Source organism: Arenibacter sp. 6A1 (genome assembly GCF_012272855.1).
GTDB lineage: Bacteria > Bacteroidota > Bacteroidia > Flavobacteriales > Flavobacteriaceae > Arenibacter.
This window is the reverse complement of record NZ_JAAXCQ010000001.1, coordinates 110,725-130,752: the sequence shown is the minus strand read 5'-3', so window position 1 is coordinate 130,752 and position 20,028 is coordinate 110,725. Positions and strand designations below refer to the sequence as shown.

Annotated in this window: 16 protein-coding genes; 9 read left to right on the top strand and 7 right to left on the bottom strand. The window is 37.6% G+C overall.

Annotated features, from left to right (window positions below; all coding sequences use genetic code 11):
- Positions 1 to 36: 36 nt before the first annotated feature.
- The 3 genes from HCG49_RS00550 to HCG49_RS00540 form a co-directional block, all read right to left on the bottom strand.
- The gene (locus tag HCG49_RS00550) at positions 37 to 987 is read right to left on the bottom strand and encodes a D-2-hydroxyacid dehydrogenase (RefSeq protein ID WP_168467622.1); all 951 of its coding nucleotides are present in this window, start codon (positions 985 to 987) and stop codon (positions 37 to 39) included.
- Between the two features lie 108 nt (positions 988 to 1,095).
- A complete protein-coding gene (gene serC / locus HCG49_RS00545; RefSeq protein WP_168467621.1) occupies positions 1,096 to 2,160 on the bottom strand; it encodes a 3-phosphoserine/phosphohydroxythreonine transaminase in 1,065 nt (354 codons plus the stop codon).
- Positions 2,161 to 2,431: 271 nt separating this feature from the next.
- The gene (locus tag HCG49_RS00540; RefSeq protein ID WP_168467620.1) at positions 2,432 to 3,493 is read right to left on the bottom strand and encodes an acyl-CoA reductase; all 1,062 of its coding nucleotides are present in this window, start codon (positions 3,491 to 3,493) and stop codon (positions 2,432 to 2,434) included.
- Positions 3,494 to 3,559: 66 nt separating this feature from the next.
- Between HCG49_RS00540 and HCG49_RS00535 the strand changes: the two genes are divergently transcribed.
- Complete coding sequence (locus HCG49_RS00535; protein ID WP_168467619.1) at positions 3,560 to 3,910, top strand: 4Fe-4S dicluster domain-containing protein; 351 nt, start codon at positions 3,560 to 3,562, stop codon at positions 3,908 to 3,910.
- Between the two features lie 82 nt (positions 3,911 to 3,992).
- Here HCG49_RS00535 and HCG49_RS00530 read toward each other — a convergent pair whose 3' ends face one another.
- Complete coding sequence (locus HCG49_RS00530; RefSeq protein WP_168467618.1) at positions 3,993 to 6,701, bottom strand: TonB-dependent receptor; 2,709 nt, start codon at positions 6,699 to 6,701, stop codon at positions 3,993 to 3,995.
- Between the two features lie 171 nt (positions 6,702 to 6,872).
- Here HCG49_RS00530 and ychF point away from each other — a divergent pair, with 171 nt between their 5' ends.
- From ychF to HCG49_RS00505, 5 genes are all read left to right on the top strand, one after another.
- Positions 6,873 to 7,967, top strand: coding sequence for a redox-regulated ATPase YchF (ychF, locus tag HCG49_RS00525; protein ID WP_168467617.1), 1,095 nt, complete (start codon positions 6,873 to 6,875; stop codon positions 7,965 to 7,967).
- Positions 7,968 to 8,307: 340 nt separating this feature from the next.
- Positions 8,308 to 10,164, top strand: a complete 1,857-nt coding sequence (locus HCG49_RS00520; RefSeq protein ID WP_168467616.1) for a DNA topoisomerase IV subunit B — start codon at positions 8,308 to 8,310, stop codon at positions 10,162 to 10,164.
- A 31-nt stretch (positions 10,165 to 10,195) separates the two neighbouring features.
- Positions 10,196 to 12,886: a DNA gyrase/topoisomerase IV subunit A gene (locus HCG49_RS00515; protein ID WP_168467615.1), complete on the top strand. Its 2,691-nt coding sequence runs from the start codon at positions 10,196 to 10,198 to the stop codon at positions 12,884 to 12,886.
- A gap of 100 nt (positions 12,887 to 12,986) precedes the next feature.
- Positions 12,987 to 13,418 carry a large-conductance mechanosensitive channel protein MscL gene (gene mscL, locus HCG49_RS00510; RefSeq protein WP_168467614.1) on the top strand — a complete coding sequence of 144 codons (432 nt, stop codon included), beginning with the start codon at positions 12,987 to 12,989 and terminating at the stop codon, positions 13,416 to 13,418.
- A gap of 83 nt (positions 13,419 to 13,501) precedes the next feature.
- The gene (locus HCG49_RS00505; RefSeq protein WP_168467613.1) at positions 13,502 to 14,458 is read left to right on the top strand and encodes a sterol desaturase family protein; all 957 of its coding nucleotides are present in this window, start codon (positions 13,502 to 13,504) and stop codon (positions 14,456 to 14,458) included.
- A 663-nt stretch (positions 14,459 to 15,121) separates the two neighbouring features.
- Here the strand turns inward: HCG49_RS00505 and HCG49_RS00500 are convergent.
- Positions 15,122 to 15,502 carry a DNA topoisomerase IV gene (locus HCG49_RS00500; RefSeq protein WP_168467612.1) on the bottom strand — a complete coding sequence of 127 codons (381 nt, stop codon included), beginning with the start codon at positions 15,500 to 15,502 and terminating at the stop codon, positions 15,122 to 15,124.
- A gap of 66 nt (positions 15,503 to 15,568) precedes the next feature.
- A complete protein-coding gene (locus tag HCG49_RS00495; RefSeq protein WP_168467611.1) occupies positions 15,569 to 15,961 on the bottom strand; it encodes a helix-turn-helix domain-containing protein in 393 nt (130 codons plus the stop codon).
- Positions 15,962 to 16,258: 297 nt separating this feature from the next.
- Here HCG49_RS00495 and HCG49_RS00490 point away from each other — a divergent pair, with 297 nt between their 5' ends.
- The 3 genes from HCG49_RS00490 to HCG49_RS00480 all read left to right on the top strand — a co-directional run bounded on the left by HCG49_RS00490 (position 16,259) and on the right by HCG49_RS00480 (position 18,545).
- Positions 16,259 to 17,362: a M14 metallopeptidase family protein gene (locus HCG49_RS00490; RefSeq protein ID WP_168467610.1), complete on the top strand. Its 1,104-nt coding sequence runs from the start codon at positions 16,259 to 16,261 to the stop codon at positions 17,360 to 17,362.
- 111 nt (positions 17,363 to 17,473) lie between these two features.
- Positions 17,474 to 17,953, top strand: coding sequence for an Lrp/AsnC family transcriptional regulator (locus HCG49_RS00485; RefSeq protein ID WP_072763445.1), 480 nt, complete (start codon positions 17,474 to 17,476; stop codon positions 17,951 to 17,953).
- Positions 17,954 to 18,023: 70 nt separating this feature from the next.
- Positions 18,024 to 18,545, top strand: a complete 522-nt coding sequence (locus tag HCG49_RS00480) for a DinB family protein (protein WP_168467609.1) — start codon at positions 18,024 to 18,026, stop codon at positions 18,543 to 18,545.
- Between the two features lie 389 nt (positions 18,546 to 18,934).
- Here HCG49_RS00480 and aroB read toward each other — a convergent pair whose 3' ends face one another.
- Positions 18,935 to 19,996, bottom strand: a complete 1,062-nt coding sequence (aroB, locus tag HCG49_RS00475; protein ID WP_168467608.1) for a 3-dehydroquinate synthase — start codon at positions 19,994 to 19,996, stop codon at positions 18,935 to 18,937.
- Positions 19,997 to 20,028 lie beyond the last annotated feature (32 nt).

Sequence of the window (20,028 nt, the reverse complement as noted above, 5' to 3'; positions counted from 1 at the left end):
TTTTACAAGTTACAAAAAAGAGCCTTTCCGTGATCATTAATTAAAAATAGTAATGATCTGGGAAGCAAGTTCTAACCCAATTCTATCCTGGGCTTCTGCTGTAGATGCACCAATATGAGGGGTTAAGGAAATATCTGGGTGCATTAGGATCCTTATTTCTGGATTGGGTTCTGTTTCAAAAACATCCAAACCGGCAAAGGCAACCTTTCCGCTTTCTAGGGCGTCTACAAGGGCAACTTCATCCAAAACCCCACCACGGGCAGCATTTACAATACCTACACCTGGCTTCATCAAGTCAAATTCTTTTTTGCCGATTAAATAGCTGTTTTGGGCAGGAACATGGAGGCTTATAAAATCGGATGATTTTAAGAGCTCCTCTAAGGAAGTGCTTTTTAAATTAAAAGAAACAGATTGACCATCAAAAAATGGAACCGTTACGGTTGTTTCTTGTAAAACAGGATCAACAAATTGTACTTTCATGCCTATCCCTAAGGCTATTTTTGCGGTTTCGCTTCCAATTCTTCCAAAGCCAATGATGCCTAAAGTTTTCCCTCTTAATTCGGCTCCTTTTGCGTAGGCTTGTTTTAGTTTTTTAAAATTACTATCTCCTTCTAGAGGCATATTTCTATTGGCATCGTGTAAAAAACGAACTCCGCTAAACAGATGCGCAAAAACTAATTCTGCTACAGAAGATGAGGAAGCTGCAGGGGTATTGATGACATGTAGGCCTTTAGACCTGGCATATTCTACTTCTATATTATCCATACCAACGCCACCACGACCAATAATCTTAAGTGTCGGACAGTTGTCCAAAACCTCTTTTGTGACTTTTGTGGCACTACGTACCAATAAAACTGAAACTTGTTGGTCGTTGATGTATTTGGCTAATTGCTCTTGGGCAACATTTACTTCTAAGACTTCAAAACCTGCCTTGTTAAGGGCTTCTTGTCCACTTTTAGATATTCCGTCGTTTGCTAATACTTTCATAAGTCGTGGCCTTTTTGTTTCTTCAATGTAACTTGAAAAAAGGCGTTTTTATTATTATTTATGTTACTTTTTAAAGCTAGTTCAAGCTGTGGTAAAAGGATGAAAAAATTATCCTTTTCGCTCTAACTCGCTCATGATATCTACCAAAACACCAACACTATCTAAGGATAGGGCATTGTACATAGAAGCTCTATAGCCACCTACAGATCTATGTCCGTTTAAACCGTTTATGCCTCCTTCTTTACACATGCTGTCGAATTCTTCTTTTAGCTTGTCGTTTGTTAGATTAAAGGTTGCGTTCATAATGGAGCGGTCTTCTTTTTTCGCGTAGCCCTTAAACATTGGGTTTAGGTCTATTTCTGAATATAATAACTGTGCTTTTTTGTTGTTTATTTTTTCTATAGCCGCTATGCCGCCTAAGTTTTGCAACCACTCTAGGGTTAGCATTGAGACATAAACAGGGAAAACAGCAGGTGTGTTAAACATGCTTTCTTTTTCTATCTGCAATTGGTAATTTAGGATAGAAGGTATTTTTCTGGTCACCTTTCCTAAGATATCTTCTTTAACGACCACTAAAGTGGTACCAGCGGGCCCCATATTTTTTTGTGCTCCTGCATAGATTAAATCGAATTGTGAGAAATCTAATTGTCTTGAAAAGATATCCGAACTCATATCACATATTAAAGGCATATTTCCCTTAGGGAATGACTTCATCTGTGTACCATAAATAGTGTTGTTGGAAGTTATGTGTAGATAATCCAAGTCATTTGGCACCGAAAAACCCTTCGGAATATAATTATACCCCTTGTCCTTGGAAGATGCAACTTCTATTACATCGCCAAAAAGCTTTGCTTCTTTAATAGCGTTATTGCTCCATGTTCCTGTATTTAAGTAACCAGCTTTTTTCTCCAACAAATTATAAGCAACCATTAAAAATTGCATGCTGGCACCTCCTTGTAGGAATAACGCTTGGTATCCTTTTCCTTTTAGCCCTAGATGATCTAAAGCTAGTGATCTTGCGTTTTCCATGACAGCCACAAAATCCTTGCTTCTGTGTGAAATTTCTATTAAGGAAAGTCCAGAACCATTAAAATCTAAAACGGCTTCAGAAGCTTTCATCATTACTTCTTGTGGTAAAATGCAGGGTCCTGCGCTAAAATTATGCTTTTTCATTACTTGCTGTTTATTATTAAAAATAACTCCTTAGTGTATATCGGTGTTCTATAGTGGTTAAGCCTTAAAATGCTATTATGTCACCCTGTCACTATTTGAGTTTTTGTTATTCGTTCTGTTTATTGTTTTCTGGCGAAAGAATTTTTTTGCACCTCTAAAGGATTTTGGCCTTTTTAAGAATGTTGTATTCGGTGAATACCGTTATAATCTTTCTAGAAATTAAGGTGATAAATTTATAAGGATGTGGCTAAATAAAAAAGGTATTTTTAAATTAAGTTTTTATTAAAAAATCCACGGTGTCTATGTTGTCTGCATAGTCCTTTAAAGAAGGCTTTTGTGTGTGGCCAAATTTAACTTCTTCTTTTAAAACACCGTCTGCTACGATACATTGCAATCTTTCACTATGAGCTGATAGTGTGTTTTTTAGTTCTTCCAAAGAATCGTAGTATTCATAAAATAAAGTAGCTATAGGGGAGGCGTAATTAGCGTCTTCCTTAAGCATTAAAAAACCGTTGTCCAGAATTTTGTATTCGCTCATTAAATAGACAGCTTTATTGTAGTCGTAATTATTGGAGAATTTGGCCTGGTCTAAAATGTCCTTATAACTATAAATGGCCTCATAAAGTTGATCAAAATTATAATTTCTAGGAACAAATATTTTGGAAATACTTCTGCAGCCTAAACCATAGTATCTGAAAATATCCTCTCCTAAGGCAGTCAGTTGTTCTTTGGTCTCCTTATTGGTAAGGACCGCAACAGAATTCCTGCTTTTACGGATAAGGTTGGGTTTTTTGCTAAAGTAGTGTTCAAAATAACGCGATGTGTTATTGCTTCCAGTAGCTATGACCGCGTCAAAAGAGTCTAATTTTCCGTCTGCAAAATCAATTTTCTCCCTCAGGGATGGTTCTAACTCGATCAAGTATTGGGCTACACAGGGCAATAATACAGTGTCATTGGACGACAATTTTATTAATACTCTGTTCCCAGTAATTAAGGTGCTCAAAAAGTCATGAAAACCTACCAAAGGAATATTTCCAGCCATTATAATAGCAACGGTTTTTGGTTGATTTTTCTCGATCTCATAGGCAGAAAGCCATTCTTCCAGATTTTCAGCCGTCAGTTGCTCGGCCCAACTTTTAAGACTATAAAGAATATTCTCTTTAGTAAACCAGCCGTTTTTATGTCCGGACAAGGTTATAGCTTCGTCAAATTTTTGAAACCATAATTGTTGATTACTGTTTATTTCGGCATTATTCTTTGAATATTCGTAATATTCATGAAAAAAACTTCCAAGTTTAACAAAAGAGTTTGATATATGTGTAAGGTCTGTCATTATATTTGTAAAAGATTTTATTAGGCTTTACCTTTGTGCAAAAGTAAGCATTAGAAATAAAAAAATATGGCAATTATAATAACAGATGAGTGTATAAATTGTGGAGCATGTGAACCTGAGTGTCCAAATACTGCAATTTATGAAGGTGCAGATGATTGGCGTTATAGTGATGGTACATCACTAAAAGGCAAGGTAGTCTTACCTGATGGCAAAGAAGTCGATGCCGATGAGTCGCAAGAGCCAGTTAGTGATGAAATTTACTACATAGTACCAGACAAATGTACAGAATGTCAAGGTTTTCACGAGGAGCCACAGTGTGCTGCGGTATGTCCGGTAGACTGTTGTGTGCCCGATGATAGCAACGTAGAGACCGAAGAGGTTCTTTTAGGAAAGCAGCGTTTTATGCATCCGGAATAAGTATAGATTTATTTCCTATCCTAGTAAATAAAAAAATAAAACCCGCAAACTGCGGGTTTTATTTTTTTTGAAAACATATGTTTTAGAAGTTAAAATTCAATCTCCCAAAGACATAGGTGCCGTCCGATCCCATTTGAACAGAGTCGGCCAGACCTCCTTGATCTGTCCAGCCATCAAATTGAGAAGTAGGGTAAATGTTGAATAGGTTATTGGCACCTACTGTAAACTTGAGGTTGCTATTGAGCTTGTATCCCACGCTGGCGTCGGTTACCATTTTAGCTTTGTAAATATCCGTGGCAACAGGGAATAAGGCGTCTGCCTCAGCTTGGGTGGTAGCTGGTGTTTCTACCCATTGAAAATCTTGTAGGGTAACTTCACTAAATTGTGTTAGACTTAGGTTGGCATCGAATTTTTCCGAAGAATACCCCATGTTTAAACCAAATTTATAATCCGGTGCGGCGGCTTTTAAATAAGCTTGGGAAAAGGGGCCAAAAAAGGTGAACTGGTTGAGGTTGCCATTGTTGATCTCTTTTATTTTTAGATCGTTTATGTTTCCGATAAGTCCTACTTTTATTTTTCCAGCTTCGCCTACCCAAGTTTCATAAGAAAATACCATATCGAGACCAGATGTTCTTGTGTCTACCCCATTGGCGAAAAATTGGGCAGCGTCTACCTTTAGAGGGTCTAAAACAGTTTGGTCAGTAAAGTTGTCAGTTAAAATAATCCTGTCCTTAACAGTAATCGAGTAGGCGTCTATGGTAGCGGTAAAGCCCTTTTTTTTATAAGTAAAGCCTAAGCTAGCATTGAAAGCTTTCTCCTCGTTTAATTGGCCTATGCCAAAAGCCTTAGTCACCGTACTATTGTTGGCAGATAGTAAGGAAGGGACAGACTCCCCTGCTACAATGTTATTGAAAATTAGGTTGTAATATAGCTGTGCTAAAGAAGGGGCTCTAAAACCAGTAGAAATGGAGCCTCTTAAGGATAAGTCGTTGTTGATTTTATATCTACTGGCCAATTTGAAGTTAAAGGTGTTGCCAAAATCACTATAATCTTCAAAGCGCAAGGCTCCTGCAACCATAAAGTCGTCCGTAATATTTAATTCTGAGTCCACATATATCCCGTAATTAGATCTGCTTCTATCTACTTCGTTATCTGGGCTATAGCCTGGAAATCCTTGGGAGCCTCCAGGTAGGTCTTGACCATTTCCGTCGGTGGCCACAGTTTGTGAAGCGGGGTTGCTAATAGGAGTTCCGTTGTTGTCATATAGGGCGTAAGAGGATTCTTCTCCGGCAAAAATTCCGAAATTTTCAGTTCTATACTCCAAGCCATAAGCGATATTAAGTCCAGAAGCAATATCCTCAAAATATTTGTTGAATTCCAATCCGGTAGTGTTCATTGCTAAAAAGTGGCCTCCAGCATCAAAATCCGTAGGAGATGCTTCCTTCATAGAAGCATTGTTGCTTTCCTTGATGTAATAGTGAAAATTGTTTTTACCGTAAGTATTGTTGAAATCTACATTCCATCCGTTTGCCATTTCATGTCGGATCCCTGCCGAAACAGATACATCGGTAATCAGGGAAGTGATTCTAGGTGTAAATCCATTTGGGTACAGGCTAGGGACTGTTCTATTGTCCGAGGCATCGGCATCACCTTGAACATAAGCGTCCCTAGAAAAGGCATTGGCATCTGTATCTCTAAAGTTTCTTCCTCCAAAGGCATATATTTCTGTATTCTCTCCCACGGGAACGGCAGAGTTGATCATGAAATTAAATCCGTCAACGGCTGCACTTCCGTATCCTTTTCGCCATGAGAATCCTGGTCTCAAGGTTTTTTCTTTGGAAAGCAATTCTGTTGTAATATTTACAAAGCCACCGTTTTGTCCTAAGGCCATACCGTAATTAGCGTCTATTTTGGTTGTGATACCATCGAAATTTCTATTTTTTCCGTCCAACCTATTTTTGCCTTCTACGTTGTACAGGGTTTCTCCTGATTCTTCGGCCCAGCCTTTGCCAATTGCCGTGCTGTTTCCGCCATAGGTAATGCCGCCAGTGAATCCTTGGCTATTATCTTTAAGGACAATATTGATAACTCCAGCAATAGCATCGGACCCGTATTGTGCCGAAGCTCCATCGCGCAAAACTTCTATTCTTTTAATAGCAGAGGAGGGGATGGCATTTAGATCTGTCCCAGAATTTCCACGACCTCGAGTACCAAAAATATTCACTAAGGAAGATTGGTGGCGTCTTTTTCCGTTAATAAGCACTAAGGTCTGGTCTGGTCCTAGTCCTCTTAAGGAAGCCGGAACGATATGATCTGCGCCGTCCGATCCTGATTGTTTGCTAGCATTGAAGGAAGGGGCGGCATATTGAAGAATGTCATTTACTTCGACTTTACCGGTGGTAGTGGCTATTTCGGCAACATCGAGCACGTCGATTGGGACAGCAGTGTCCGTAGCTGTTCTTTTAGGGCTTCTGGAGCCGACGACCTGTACTTCGGACAATAGCATTCCCTCTTCAAGGGTAATATTGATTATCGCGTTTCCGTCGACAATTTTTTCCGTGGTATTGTAGCCGATGTAGCTGAAAATAAGGGTGGCATTTTGAGCGACAGAAATTTGATAATTGCCATCAAAATCAGTAGCGGTACCATTGGAGGTGCCTTTTTCTACAATATTAACACCTGCTAGCGCCTGTCCGCTATCATCTACAACTGTCCCTGTTACTGTAAGCTGACCCAGTAGTATATTGAGGTGAAATACAAATGCTAGAGTTAAAAAAAATGATAGTCTCATAATTAGTGGTTTAGGTTTTGGTTTCTTTAAATTTACGCAAATAATCTTTTAAAAAATTTATCATAATTAATTTGTATTAGAAAATGGACTTAAATAGTATCTTTGTGGCTGTTTTAAACAGCCAGAGCACGGGAATATTTTAAATAATTCTGGCGTATAATTATATTGATAATGAAAGCAGGTATCGTAGGATTGCCCAATGTAGGTAAATCAACACTTTTTAATTGTTTGTCTAATGCAAAAGCGCAAAGTGCCAATTTTCCTTTTTGCACCATAGAACCTAATATCGGCGTAGTAAATGTGCCGGATACAAGATTGCAGAAACTAGAGGAACTGGTTAATCCGGAGCGGGTTTTGCCAGCAACCGTAGAAATCGTGGATATTGCAGGTTTGGTAAAAGGAGCAAGTAAAGGAGAAGGATTAGGGAATCAGTTTTTGGGGAACATCCGTGAAACCGATGCTATTTTGCATGTGCTTCGTTGTTTTGACAATGATAATATTGTGCACGTTGACGGTTCGGTAAATCCTATCAGGGATAAAGAGACCATTGATATGGAATTGCAGTTGAAAGATTTGGAAACCGTTGATAAGAAGCTGGAAAAAGTAAAGCGTGCGGCCAAAACAGGAAATAAAGAGGCACAAAAAGAAGAGGCGGTACTTTTAAAATTAAAACAAGGCCTGGAAGCTGGGATTTCTGTTAGAGCTATTGAGTTCAGTGAAGATGAGCATGCAGAATTTGTACACCCATTGCAATTTATCACCGATAAGCCGGTAATGTATGTTTGTAATGTCGATGAAGATGCCGCTACTACCGGAAATGTTTATGTAGAGCAGGTAAGAGAAGCTGTAGCCAAGGAAAATGCCGAAGTAATCTTTTTGGCTGTGGGTACAGAGGCAGATATTACGGAGTTGGAAAGCTATGAGGAGCGTCAAATGTTCTTAGAAGACCTAGGTTTAACGGAGCCAGGATCGGCAAAATTAATCAGGGGGGCCTATAAGTTGTTGAATTTAGAAACTTATTTTACTGCAGGAGTAAAAGAAGTAAGGGCATGGACGATACCGGTAGGTGCTACGGCGCCTCAAGCAGCTGGAGTGATCCATACCGATTTTGAAAAAGGTTTTATACGGGCAGAAGTTATTGCTTATTCTGATTTTGTAAATTTCGGAAGCGAAGCTAAAGTTAAGGAAGCTGGAAAAATGCGCGTAGAAGGCAAGGAGTATATTGTTAAGGATGGCGATGTGATGCATTTTAGATTTAATGTGTAGTTTTTCTTGTTTTGTTCTTTCTTTATTTAAAGGAAGAAAGTATAGTGTATCTTTATAGAATTTTATATTAAACGTTTTACAGTTTTTATTATACTGTAAGGCGTTTAATTTTTTTTTCATAGATTGTAATTAGAGCAACTTGTAGATTTAAGAGTATTGTTTTTTTTGATAACAGTACGGATTGTTGCAGCTGTTGCTTCTCAATTTGTGATTTTGTCCTTAATGGTGAAGACTATCAACAATTGTTAAATTTTTATTGTTGATTACTTTATCGCTTAAGGGTTTTATCTTTTTACAACACTTGCTATATTAGCAACGCTTTCGTTTAAAACCCTAATTAATGTTAGAAAACACCCAGTATACTGAAGATAATATTAGATCGTTAGATTGGAAGGAGCATATTAGAATGCGCCCGGGAATGTATATAGGTAAATTAGGAGATGGCTCCTCGGCAGACGACGGTATTTATATTCTTCTTAAAGAAGTTATAGATAACTGTATAGACGAATTTGTCATGGGGGCTGGCAAGACCATCGAAATCGGGATTAAGGATAAAGAGGTAAACGTGCGCGATTATGGGCGAGGGATTCCTTTGGGTAAGGTTGTAGATGTAGTTTCTAAGATGAATACCGGAGGAAAGTACGATTCCCGTGCCTTTAAAAAATCGGTAGGTCTTAACGGGGTAGGTACCAAAGCGGTAAATGCTTTGTCGAGCACCTTTAAAGTGCAGTCTTCTCGGGAAGGGATGCTAAAGACTGCCGAATTTGAACAAGGCAACCTTATTAGTGAAAATGGGCCCGAGGAAACCTCGAGACGGAAAGGAACAAAAGTCACCTTTTCTCCGGATGAAGCTATTTTTAAAAATTATAAGTTTAGGAATGAGTACGTAGAGCGCATGCTTAAAAACTACGTATACCTAAACCCTGGATTAACCATTGTTTTTAATGGGGAAAAATTTCATTCCGAAAACGGTTTAAAGGATCTTCTGGAAGATAATAATAGTGTGGAAGATATGGCTTACCCAATTATTCATTTAAAGGGAGAAGACATAGAGATAGCCATAACCCACAGTAAGACACAATACAGTGAAGAGTATCACTCCTTTGTCAACGGACAAAACACAACCCAAGGCGGGACGCATCAGGCGGCTTTTCGTGAGGCGATTGTGAAAACGGTGCGCGATTTTTACAATAAAAACTACGATCCTTCAGATGTAAGGAAGTCTATAGTCTCCGCGATCGCCATCAAGGTAATGGAGCCGGTTTTTGAGAGTCAGACTAAAACCAAATTAGGATCTACCGATATGGGGGGCGAATTGCCGACGGTAAGGACTTATATCAATGACTTTGTTGGTACCTACCTAGACAACTACCTGCATAAGAATCCAGAAACGGCCGAAAAGTTGCAACGGAAAATAATGCAGGCAGAACGGGAGCGAAAGGAATTGTCGGGTATTCGTAAATTAGCCAAGGACAGGGCTAAAAAAGCCAGCTTGCACAATAAAAAACTAAGAGACTGCCGAGTGCATTTAGGGGATACAAAAAACGAACGTAGTTTAGAGAGTACCTTGTTTATTACCGAGGGTGATTCTGCATCGGGGTCCATTACAAAATCTAGGGACGTAAATACACAAGCGGTATTTAGTTTAAAGGGAAAACCTTTGAATTCTTATGGGATGACCAAAAAGATTGTGTATGAAAATGAGGAGTTTAACCTGCTTCAGGCAGCATTGAATATAGAAGAGTCGATGGAAGATTTGCGATATAACAATATTGTAATCGCTACCGATGCCGATGTCGACGGAATGCATATCAGGTTGTTGTTGATTACTTTTTTTCTTCAATTTTTTCCAGAGTTGATTAAGGAGAACCATTTGTATATCCTACAAACACCTCTGTTTAGGGTTCGGAACAAAAAGGAAACGTTATATTGTTATAGTGAGGAGGAGAAAACGGCAGCTATTAAAAAGCTATCAGGAAAACCAGAAATCACAAGGTTTAAAGGTTTGGGGGAGATTTCACCTGATGAGTTTAGATACTTTATCGGTGACGATATACGCTTAGAACCTGTGATGTTGGATAAAGCAATGTCTATTGAAAATTTGTTGGAATTTTATATGGGGAAAAACACTCCCGAACGACAAAAATTTATCATAGAAAATCTTAAGGTGGAGCTGGATATAGTAGAAGATAAATAATTATAAACCAATACAATACGAATCTTTCTATATGGAGGAAAACGAGGAATTTAACGAAGAGTTGAATGAAGATATGACCGATATGTCAACCGAAAATATTGATGAGCCTCAAGATGCCCTTACCAAGGTTACGGGGATGTATAAGGACTGGTTTTTAGATTATGCTTCCTACGTTATATTGGAGCGTGCAGTGCCTGCTATCGAGGATGGTTTTAAGCCGGTGCAGCGAAGGATTATGCACGCTTTAAAGGAGCTCGATGATGGCCGCTACAATAAAGTGGCAAATGTGGTTGGGCATACTATGCAGTACCACCCGCATGGTGATGCGAGTATTGCAGATGCTATGGTTCAAATTGGGCAAAAAGATTTATTGATAGATACCCAAGGGAACTGGGGTAATATATTAACAGGGGACCGAGCGGCCGCATCTCGTTATATAGAAGCTCGTTTGACTAAGTTTGCGCTAGAAGTTGTTTTTAGTCCTAAAATCACGGAATGGCAATTGTCTTATGACGGTAGAAAAAAGGAGCCGGTGAACCTGCCGGTTAAATTCCCGTTATTATTGGCTCAAGGGGCCGAGGGTATTGCGGTAGGGCTCTCTACAAAGGTGCTTCCTCATAATTTTAATGAATTAATCGATGCGTCCATCAAACATTTAAAAGGACAGCGATTTAAGTTCTATCCAGATTTTCCAACCGGAGGTGTCATTGATGTAAGCAATTATAACGATGGACTGCGAGGAGGTAAAATACGGGTAAGAGCCAAAATAGCTCAGTTAGATAAAAGCACACTGATTATAAGTGAGATACCTCATGGAACCAATACCTCTACTTTAATAGATTCGATATTAAAGGCCAATGATAAAGGTAAAATAAAAATAAAAAAGATTGAGGATAATACGGCTGCTGAGGTTGAGATTTTAGTACATCTGCCAAGCGGTATTTCTCCTGATAAAACTATTGATGCCCTATATGCTTTTACGGCTTGTGAAAGTTCTATATCTCCATTAGGATGTATTATAGAGGATAATAAGCCATTGTTTATAGGGGTTACCGAAATGCTGGCCCGCTCTACGGATTATACGGTATCCTTACTGAAGGCAGAGTTGGAGATTCAGCTAAGGGAGTTGGAAGAGCAATGGCATTTTGCTTCTTTAGAACGAATCTTTATAGAGAATAGGATATATAGGGATATAGAAGAACAAGAAACTTGGGAGGGTGTTATAGCAGCCATAGACCAAGGGCTCGAGCCTTTTACAGCTCATTTAAAAAGACCGGTTGCAGAAGAAGACATTGTAAGGCTTACCGAAATAAGAATCAAGCGTATTTCTAAATTCGATTTGGACAAGGCGCAGGAGTATTTAGATAATTTAGAGGAGCGTATTGCTGAAGTAAGACATCATTTAGAGAATTTGGTCGATTTTGCCATTCAATATTTCAAATCTTTAAAAGAAAAATACGGAAAAGAAAAAGAGCGTAAATCGGAAATTAGGATTTTTGACGATATTGAAGCTACCAAGGTTGCTATTAGAAATACGAAGCTGTATGTAAATAGAGAGGAAGGTTTCGTGGGAACTTCCTTAAAACGCGATGAATATGTTACTGATTGTAGTGATATTGATGATGTTATAGTGTTTACAAAGGATGGCAAAATGATGGTTTCTAAGGTAGATTCAAAGATTTTTGTCGGGAAGAATATTATTCATGTAGCGGTGTTTAAGAAAAAGGACAAACGCACTATTTATAACATGATTTACAAGGACGGTAAGGGAGGTCCTAGTTATGTAAAGCGATTTAACGTTACCAGTATTACGCGAGACAAGTTGTATGACCTTACCAATGGAAAGGCTAATTCGGAAACGCTATATTTCTCGGCAAATCCCAACGGGGAGGCCGAGGTGGTGACCGTGTTGTTAAGACAAGCAGGGAGTGTTAAAAAACTGAAGTGGGATATAGATTTTGCAGACGTTCTTATTAAAGGAAGGGCTTCTAAAGGAAATATTGTAAGCAAGTATTCGGTTAAACGAATAGAATTAAAGGAAAAAGGGGTCTCTACTCTAAAGCCGAGAAAAATTTGGTTCGATGATATCGTTAGGCGATTAAATGTAGATGGTAGAGGAGAATTGTTGGGCGAGTTTAAAGGAGAAGATTTGTTATTGGTGGCTACTCAAAAAGGAGTTGTCAAAACTATAATTCCAGAATTGACAACTCATTTTGATGAAAATATGATTGTCTTGGAAAAATGGATTCCTAACAAGCCAATTTCGGTGATTCATTACGAAGGGGAGAAAGAGCGTTATTATTTAAAGCGTTTTTTGATTGAGAGCGAGAATAAGGAAGAGTTGGTGATTTCGGATCACCCTAAATCATTTTTAGAAATAATCTCTACTGATTGGAGGCCTGTAGTGGAAATAGAATTTGTAAAGCCTAGAGGAAAGGAAGTGAGGCCAAATCAGGTTGTTGATGTAGAGGATTTTATCGCTATTAAAGGGATAAAAGCGATTGGGAATCAGCTGACTGCAGACAAGGTTAAAAATATAAACGTACTAGAGTCGCTTCCTTATGAAGCGCCAGAAAATGAAGCGGTAAAGAAAGAGGATGCTGCTGAAATGGAAGTTATAGATGAAGAAAGTGTTGATCCTCAGGTCGCGGACAAGGCGAAAAAGGACGAAATGCCTGATGAAAAACAAGATAATGGCGAAGGACAGTCGAAACTTTTTTAATGGATAGTTGTTTGAAAGGGATATGACCGAAAACTGGTCAATAAAATGAAGAAAATATATCATTTATACATGACCGTGAAAAAACAATAAATAACTACATATGAAGAAGTTCTTTGATGAGTTTAAGAGTTTTGCCATTCAGGGAAACATGATTGATATGGCGGTAGGGATTATTATAGGAACTGCTTTTAATAAAGTAGTTAGTGTATTGGTCAATAAGGTGATTATGCCGCCTTTATCTCTTTTGACGAACGATGTCCATTTTTCCGATAAACAATACGTTTTAAGGGAGGCTCAGGGAGAAATAGAAGAAGTCGCTATAGGCTATGGCGCTCTTATTGAGGTTTTGGTGGATTTTTTAATTATTGCGTTTACTATATTTGTGGTTATAAAGTTTATGACCCGTTTTAGGACAAAAGCCGAAGACCCTAAAGATAAAGAGGTAAAAACTCCAAAAGACATTCAGTTGTTGGCCAGTTTGGAAAAACTTATGGAAGAACAAAACGAATTGCTTCGAGGTTTGAAAAAATAATCCCCGACCTTATTAGCAGTCTTTCTTTTATATTCTTTAAGAATCTTATTATATTGCTATATTTGAGAAAAATTGATTGATTTATGGATTTTACCAACCCTTTGGTATATGGAGTACCATGTTTTATTGCTTTTATCTTATTAGAACTTACCTACAGTAAAACCCACGGAGATGACGAGTTGTATAATTGGAAAGATTTAGCTGCTAGCGGATTTATGGGGGTGGGATCGGCTATTATCGCTCCTTTGATCAAAGTTGTTTCGGCTATTGTCATATTTGAATATACTTATGAATTTTTTAATCCGGTTACCGATGGTGTTAGGACCAATATTTTAGGGTATACTTCATTTGGCTATGTCTGGTATGTGTGGATTTTTTGTCAATTAGCGGATGATTTTACATATTATTGGTTTCATAGGGCCAATCATGAGATCAGAATACTATGGGCTGCACATATAGTGCATCATTCTTCTGATAATTTTAATTTAGGAACTGCTATTCGTAACGGTTGGTTTACTATTTTTTATAAACCATTGTTTTATATGTGGATGCCAGCTATTGGTTTTCCGCCAGAAATGGTAGTGGTGTGTCTAGGGATCGAGGCTTTATGGCAATTTCAGCTGCATTCGGTATATATTCCCAAGCTAGGTTTTCTCGAGAAAATCTTTAATACCCATACCATGCATCAGGTACATCATGCGCAAAATGTAGAATATTTAGATAAAAACCATGGTGGATTCTTAAATATTTTTGATAAAATGTTTGGCACTTGGAAAGAGTACGATGAAAATATAGATGTAAAGTACGGGGTGACCCACGCACCAGACACCTATAATCCCGTAGTGATACTGACCCATGAGTTTAGGGATATTTATTTGGATGTAAAACGTTCGAAAAAGTTGTCTCATGCTCTGATGTATATTTTTGGGCCTCCGGGATGGAGTCCTGACGGCAGTACGTTGACGGTGAAACAACAACAACGATTGTTAAAAGAAGAAAGTAAATCGACAGCAGAAGTGTCGTTTAGCCAACCAAACTAGTTTAGTTTGGCTTTTTTTATTGTGTCTATTAGACGGGGTAGTAGAAATGTTTTTCATGGTAGGGAGCGCTATCTTTATAAAGGGCAAGTTTTGAAGGTTTTCTTACGCGGTAATTTCCAAATCAACTTAGAGATGTGCGGTTTTGTGTTATTCTGCGTTAGGGACCGCGGCGGCATCCCCGCAGCGGAGCAAGGGATACAGCCAAGTGCCCGCCCGACGAAGGAGGGAACGCCCAAATTAGTGTTCTATAGAAATTGAATGTGCAGGATTACAGAGGGAGGATGTGAAGGATTTGCTGATGAAGCCTCTCTAGGTGTTCATTTAAAGTTATTTGATAGGCTTTTGAGTCCATATGTAATAGTAGGTGTATTTTTAACCGGAAACGCTTCTTGGGGACAAGAAAATTGAGTTTTGGTTTAGGGGTAAAAGACGCTAATGTTATTAAATCCTAATGAGCATAGCGACTACTATTTAGAGAGGGTAGTGTTGCCTTGCAATATGCAGGAAGAAGGTAAAGGATTGTTTTAATAGGTCTTCCTGGTGTGTTTCTGGGTGATAAGAAAAGGTCTTCAAGAAAAATGCCGCACTGTAATAAATTTACATCACCACAGCTAACCGTTGGGGCTATTTAAGCGGCCTGATTGTTAAGTAAGTTGAAAAGTATTATTGAATTTTGATAGCGGTACCTATCGATTTTTTAGCACTCCCTACAACGCTGTACTCAAAAGTGTAAGAATCTTCCGATGTAGATAGTATTTTCATGTGAATAGATTTTTCTTCGGCCATGTTTCTTGGATGTAATTTTTTGACGATATATTCGCAATCGTTAATCCATCTTACGGATGAGGTGTCTATTCTTCCTTCATACTCGTCAATTTCAATAGCGTCTTCACGAGTAAAAATGGTGGTCTTGGTTTCACCGTTTATTTCCGTAGAAAACGAAAACTTTCCGTTTTGAAATTTTTTACAATTTCGCTCTGGTTGGTAGCAAGAGCTAGCGCCAAAAAGTAGCACAACTAAACCTAAAAACATCTTATTTATCATGCCTGCAAAATAAAGAATTTAAGGATGATTATCTAGTCGGAATGTGGGAAAAAAGAAAATATTTATTTAACCATTTTCATTGTATGCTTTAAAGCTTCCGTCTGTATAAAAGATGATAATCTTTTCAATTGTCTTGTGTTTTTCTGAAGGATCAACATTTTGCTGAATTGGTTTTTTAGGCTGAATTTCTGGAGCGGCAACGGTTTTCTTTTCAGTGTCATTTGTTTTCGATCGGCTAGGAAAGGAGCCTTTTCCGTTTAAGAGCCAATACAGGTCTACGTCGGGAAAAGCCGAAATTACCTTCAATACAAACTCTAGGCTAGGCTTGTTTCTGCCCGATAAGAGATGGGAGATACTAGAGCGCTGCACGCCAATTTTATCCGCGAAAACAGAGGCTGAAAGATCGTAAAACCCCAGCACCTTATTTAGTCTTTCAATGAATTCCGAAGTGTTTACCATTGTAATTGAATATAGTCAAAAATAGGTAATTTACAATTATAAAACCAATTTAAATTATCCCAAATCACAATTAATGATTAATTATAAACTTTATATAAATACATATAATGCACTGAAATAGAACTAATTAAGTTGTATGTTTAATCGAGTCTATTTTTGCTTATACAAATGTAACATTTTACAAAAATCAACATGTCCGCATGACGGCTATAAGTTTACAAAAGTAAATCATAGGTGTTACAGATGTAATTAAATTTGATCTTACCTTTGTGGCTAGCTAATAAATTTACGGTTGTAATGAGTCAGAAGAAGTATAGTGCTATAAAGGAGGAATCAATAAAAGGAAGGTATGTTGTGGGTAGTGATATCGATGGGTATTTAGGAAAACTGCCAGGAGATTTTAAGGTAGAAACCATAGGTAGGTCTGTTCAGGATCGAGAAATTAAAATGGTAACTTTAGGTGATGGTGGGACTAAAATCTTAATGTGGTCTCAAATGCACGGAAATGAATCTACCACTACGAAAGCTGTTTTAGATCTTCTGAATTTTTTGAAGACCGACGAACAAAAAGCATTGTCAATTCTTAAAAACTGTACGATTAAAATAATCCCTATTTTAAATCCGGATGGGGCTGCAGCTTATACTAGGGTAAATGCAAATCAAGTTGATTTGAACAGAGATGCGCAGCAAAGAACTCAGCCCGAAAGTGTCGTACTGAGAAATGTGTACGAAGGGTTTAATCCCGATTTTTGTTTTAACCTTCATGATCAGCGTACTATTTTTAACGTAGGAGAAACACCGATGCCTGCAACGGTTTCTTTTTTGGCCCCGGCTCAAGATGAAGAACGAAGTATTTCTCAGACAAGAGGAATGAGTATGAAATTAATTGTGGCTATGAATCAGGAGTTGCAGAAAATTATTCCTGGTCAGGTGGGTAGATATGATGATGGGTTTAATAGCAATTGTATAGGGGATACTTTCCAAATGTTGAATACCCCTACAATTTTATTTGAAGCAGGGCATTATAAAAATGATTATCAAAGAGAGGAAACTAGACGGTTTATTTACATAGCACTAGAAAAGGCCTTGGATGTTATTGCTAAAAATGAAGTAAACAATTATAATATTAAGGAGTATGCTCAAATCCCCAACAATAATAAATTGTATTATGACGTATTGATTAATAACATTCATCTTTTTAATCCTAAATATAAAAAAGGGGAGAGCGCAGGGGTTCTATTTAAAGAAACCTTGATAAACGGGGAGGTTGTTTTTAAAGAAAGTTTGGAAGATGTAGGTATCTTAGAAGGTGTGTATGGGCATAAAACATTTAACTGTTTAAATGACAGTGACATACAGGAGTTGGAGAAGTATGGAGAGGTCTGTTTGTTGTTAAAATAAATTGGAATACTTTTTTAAAATCCTAATTCTGTTACATTTTTCATAAAAAAAACATTGTTTTATTGAATTTAATTTGTTTTTGTTTTATTTTTGCAATTAAACTAAACACTAATGAGTAAAGTAAAATTAGACGAAATAGACCACCAAATCCTAGATATGTTAATAGATAACACTAGGACACCGTTTACAGATATAGCAAAAAAACTTTTGATTTCTGCCGGTACTGTGCATGTTCGTGTTAAGAAAATGGAAGAGGCCGGGATAATAAGAGGGTCTTCCTTGACTTTAGATTATGTAAAGCTTGGGTATGCATTTATTGCCTACGTTGGTATTTTCTTAGAAAAAACCCACCAGACAAAATTTGTTTTGGAAAGATTGAATTTGATACCAAATGTAACTGTTGCTCATATTACCACGGGTAAGTTTAATATTTTCTGCAAGATTCGTGCAAAAGATACCAATCACGCTAAAAATATTATCTTTAAAATCGATGATATCGATGGAATCAGCAGAACGGAAACGATGATTTCTCTAGAAGAAAGCATCAATGACAAAAAACGATTGATGCATACTATTTTTAACGAAATGTAATTATAGGTGAATAATAACTTAAAATCCCATTCAAATTATTTGTTTGGGATTTTTTTAATTTAGGGCATGTATGAACAAGTTTAATTTATCTGATGAGGTATATAATGAGTTTTATGGCTCTTATGTGTCCTTGTTGAATGACGACCAATTGATGGATTTATTTAAGGATGGTAGGGATGAATTTATTTCCTTTATAGAAAATATTCCTGGTGATCTATTTTTTTCGTCTTACAGTAAAGGGAAGTGGACAATTGCCGAAGTGCTCGTGCATGTTATAGATGCCGAACGTGTTTTTCAATATAGGGCCCTGCGGTTTTTGCGGAATGACAAAACTTCTTTGCCCGGATTTGATCAAGATGATTTTGTTCTGCATTGTAATGCTAATAGTAGGAGTAAAAAGAGTATAATAGAAGAATATAGAACCGTTAGGGCTGCTACTATTTCCTTGTTTTCTGGTTTAGATGATGATATGTTAAGACGTGAAGGAACGGCAAGCAATATAAAGTGGAGTGTTGCTGTTTTAGGCTTTGTGATCTGTGGGCATCAAAAACACCATCAATTGATTTTGGAACAAAAATATATGCCTGCCTAATATAAGGATTAGATTTCTTGGTGGTGATTGTGTAGTTAATAAAATCGATTTTCGAAATCTTATGGGATTCCCTATGGAATAAAGAGAGCGGCCTGGAGAACTGTATTAGAAGGAGTTTGTTAGCAATCTCTATATCACTAGATATTCGGTGTTTTGGACTCTAAACACGGCTTTTGGTATGTATTTTCTTTTGAGTTTTAAGAAAACAGTCGGAGTGATTTTATTGGTGCCCAGTCATTTTTAATGAAGCTAAATGCTTGTTTGAAAATAGTTATACTGGAGATTATTTGTCTTTGGTGACTAGCTTAGATATCTGGTTCCTATTGTTTTATCGGAACCAGATATCCCAGTAGTGTGGGGTCTATCCACGTCTCTTGAAAGTGTTGTATTTATTCTGCATAATATTCAAAGGCCTCCTTTAGTAAGTCTTCGGGAACCTTGATATCTATTGCGCATTCTCCTATGTTTTTTAGCAATACAAAATTCACGTTGCCGTGAGAATTTTTCTTGTCAAACTTCAATAAAGTCAGAATAGTGTCTATGTCTGTTTTGGTGAAGGTGGTTTTCTGGTATCTGGCTAAAAAAGTAGTTTTAATGTCATTTAATTCTGATGCTGGAAGGCCGGTCAATTTAAAGGAAAGGTATCCTTCTAGAATCATCCCAATAGCGATAGCTTCTCCATGTAATAATAAATCATGCTTTGGGCTTTCCAAGAAATACGATTCTATTGCGTGTCCTAAAGTGTGTCCGTAGTTTAGTATTTTACGAAGATTTTGTTCGGTAGGGTCCTGTAAAACGACTTCGTTTTTAATGGTAACCGAAGTGTAAATAAAATCAGCTATATTTTCAAAGTCCAAAACAGTTTTTAAGTTTTCCCAATAAGCCGCATCTCTAATAAGTCCGTGTTTAAGCATTTCTGCAAAACCACTTTGCAATTGACGTTCATTAAGTGTTTTTAAAAACTCTGGGACGATCAACACCATTTGTGGCTGATTAATAACGCCAATTTGATTTTTTAAAGGGCCTAGGTCGACTCCGGTTTTTCCGCCCACGGATGCGTCTACCATAGATAATAGGGTGGTAGGGACGTTGATAAAGTCTATACCTCTTTTAAAGCAAGAAGCCACAAAGCCCCCTAAGTCTGTAACGACTCCTCCGCCAAGGTTTATCATGGCGCTTTTTCGGTCTGCGTCCAATTCTGAGAGAACCTCCCAAACCTGGGTACAGGTATGTATATTCTTATTTACTTCTCCTTCTTCAATTTCTACAATTTCAAAATCATAATCCCCGTTAATATGAGCCATAAAAGTTGGCAAACAGTAATTATGGGTGTTTTCATCTACTAGAATAAAAATCTTTGAGTATTTGGACTGTGACAGATGTTTATTTAATTCCGCATAAGCAATTTGGTTAAAATGTACGGCGTAAGACGGTGTTGTTATAGAGTTCATTTGAAATAAAATTTGAAACACAAAATAAACAC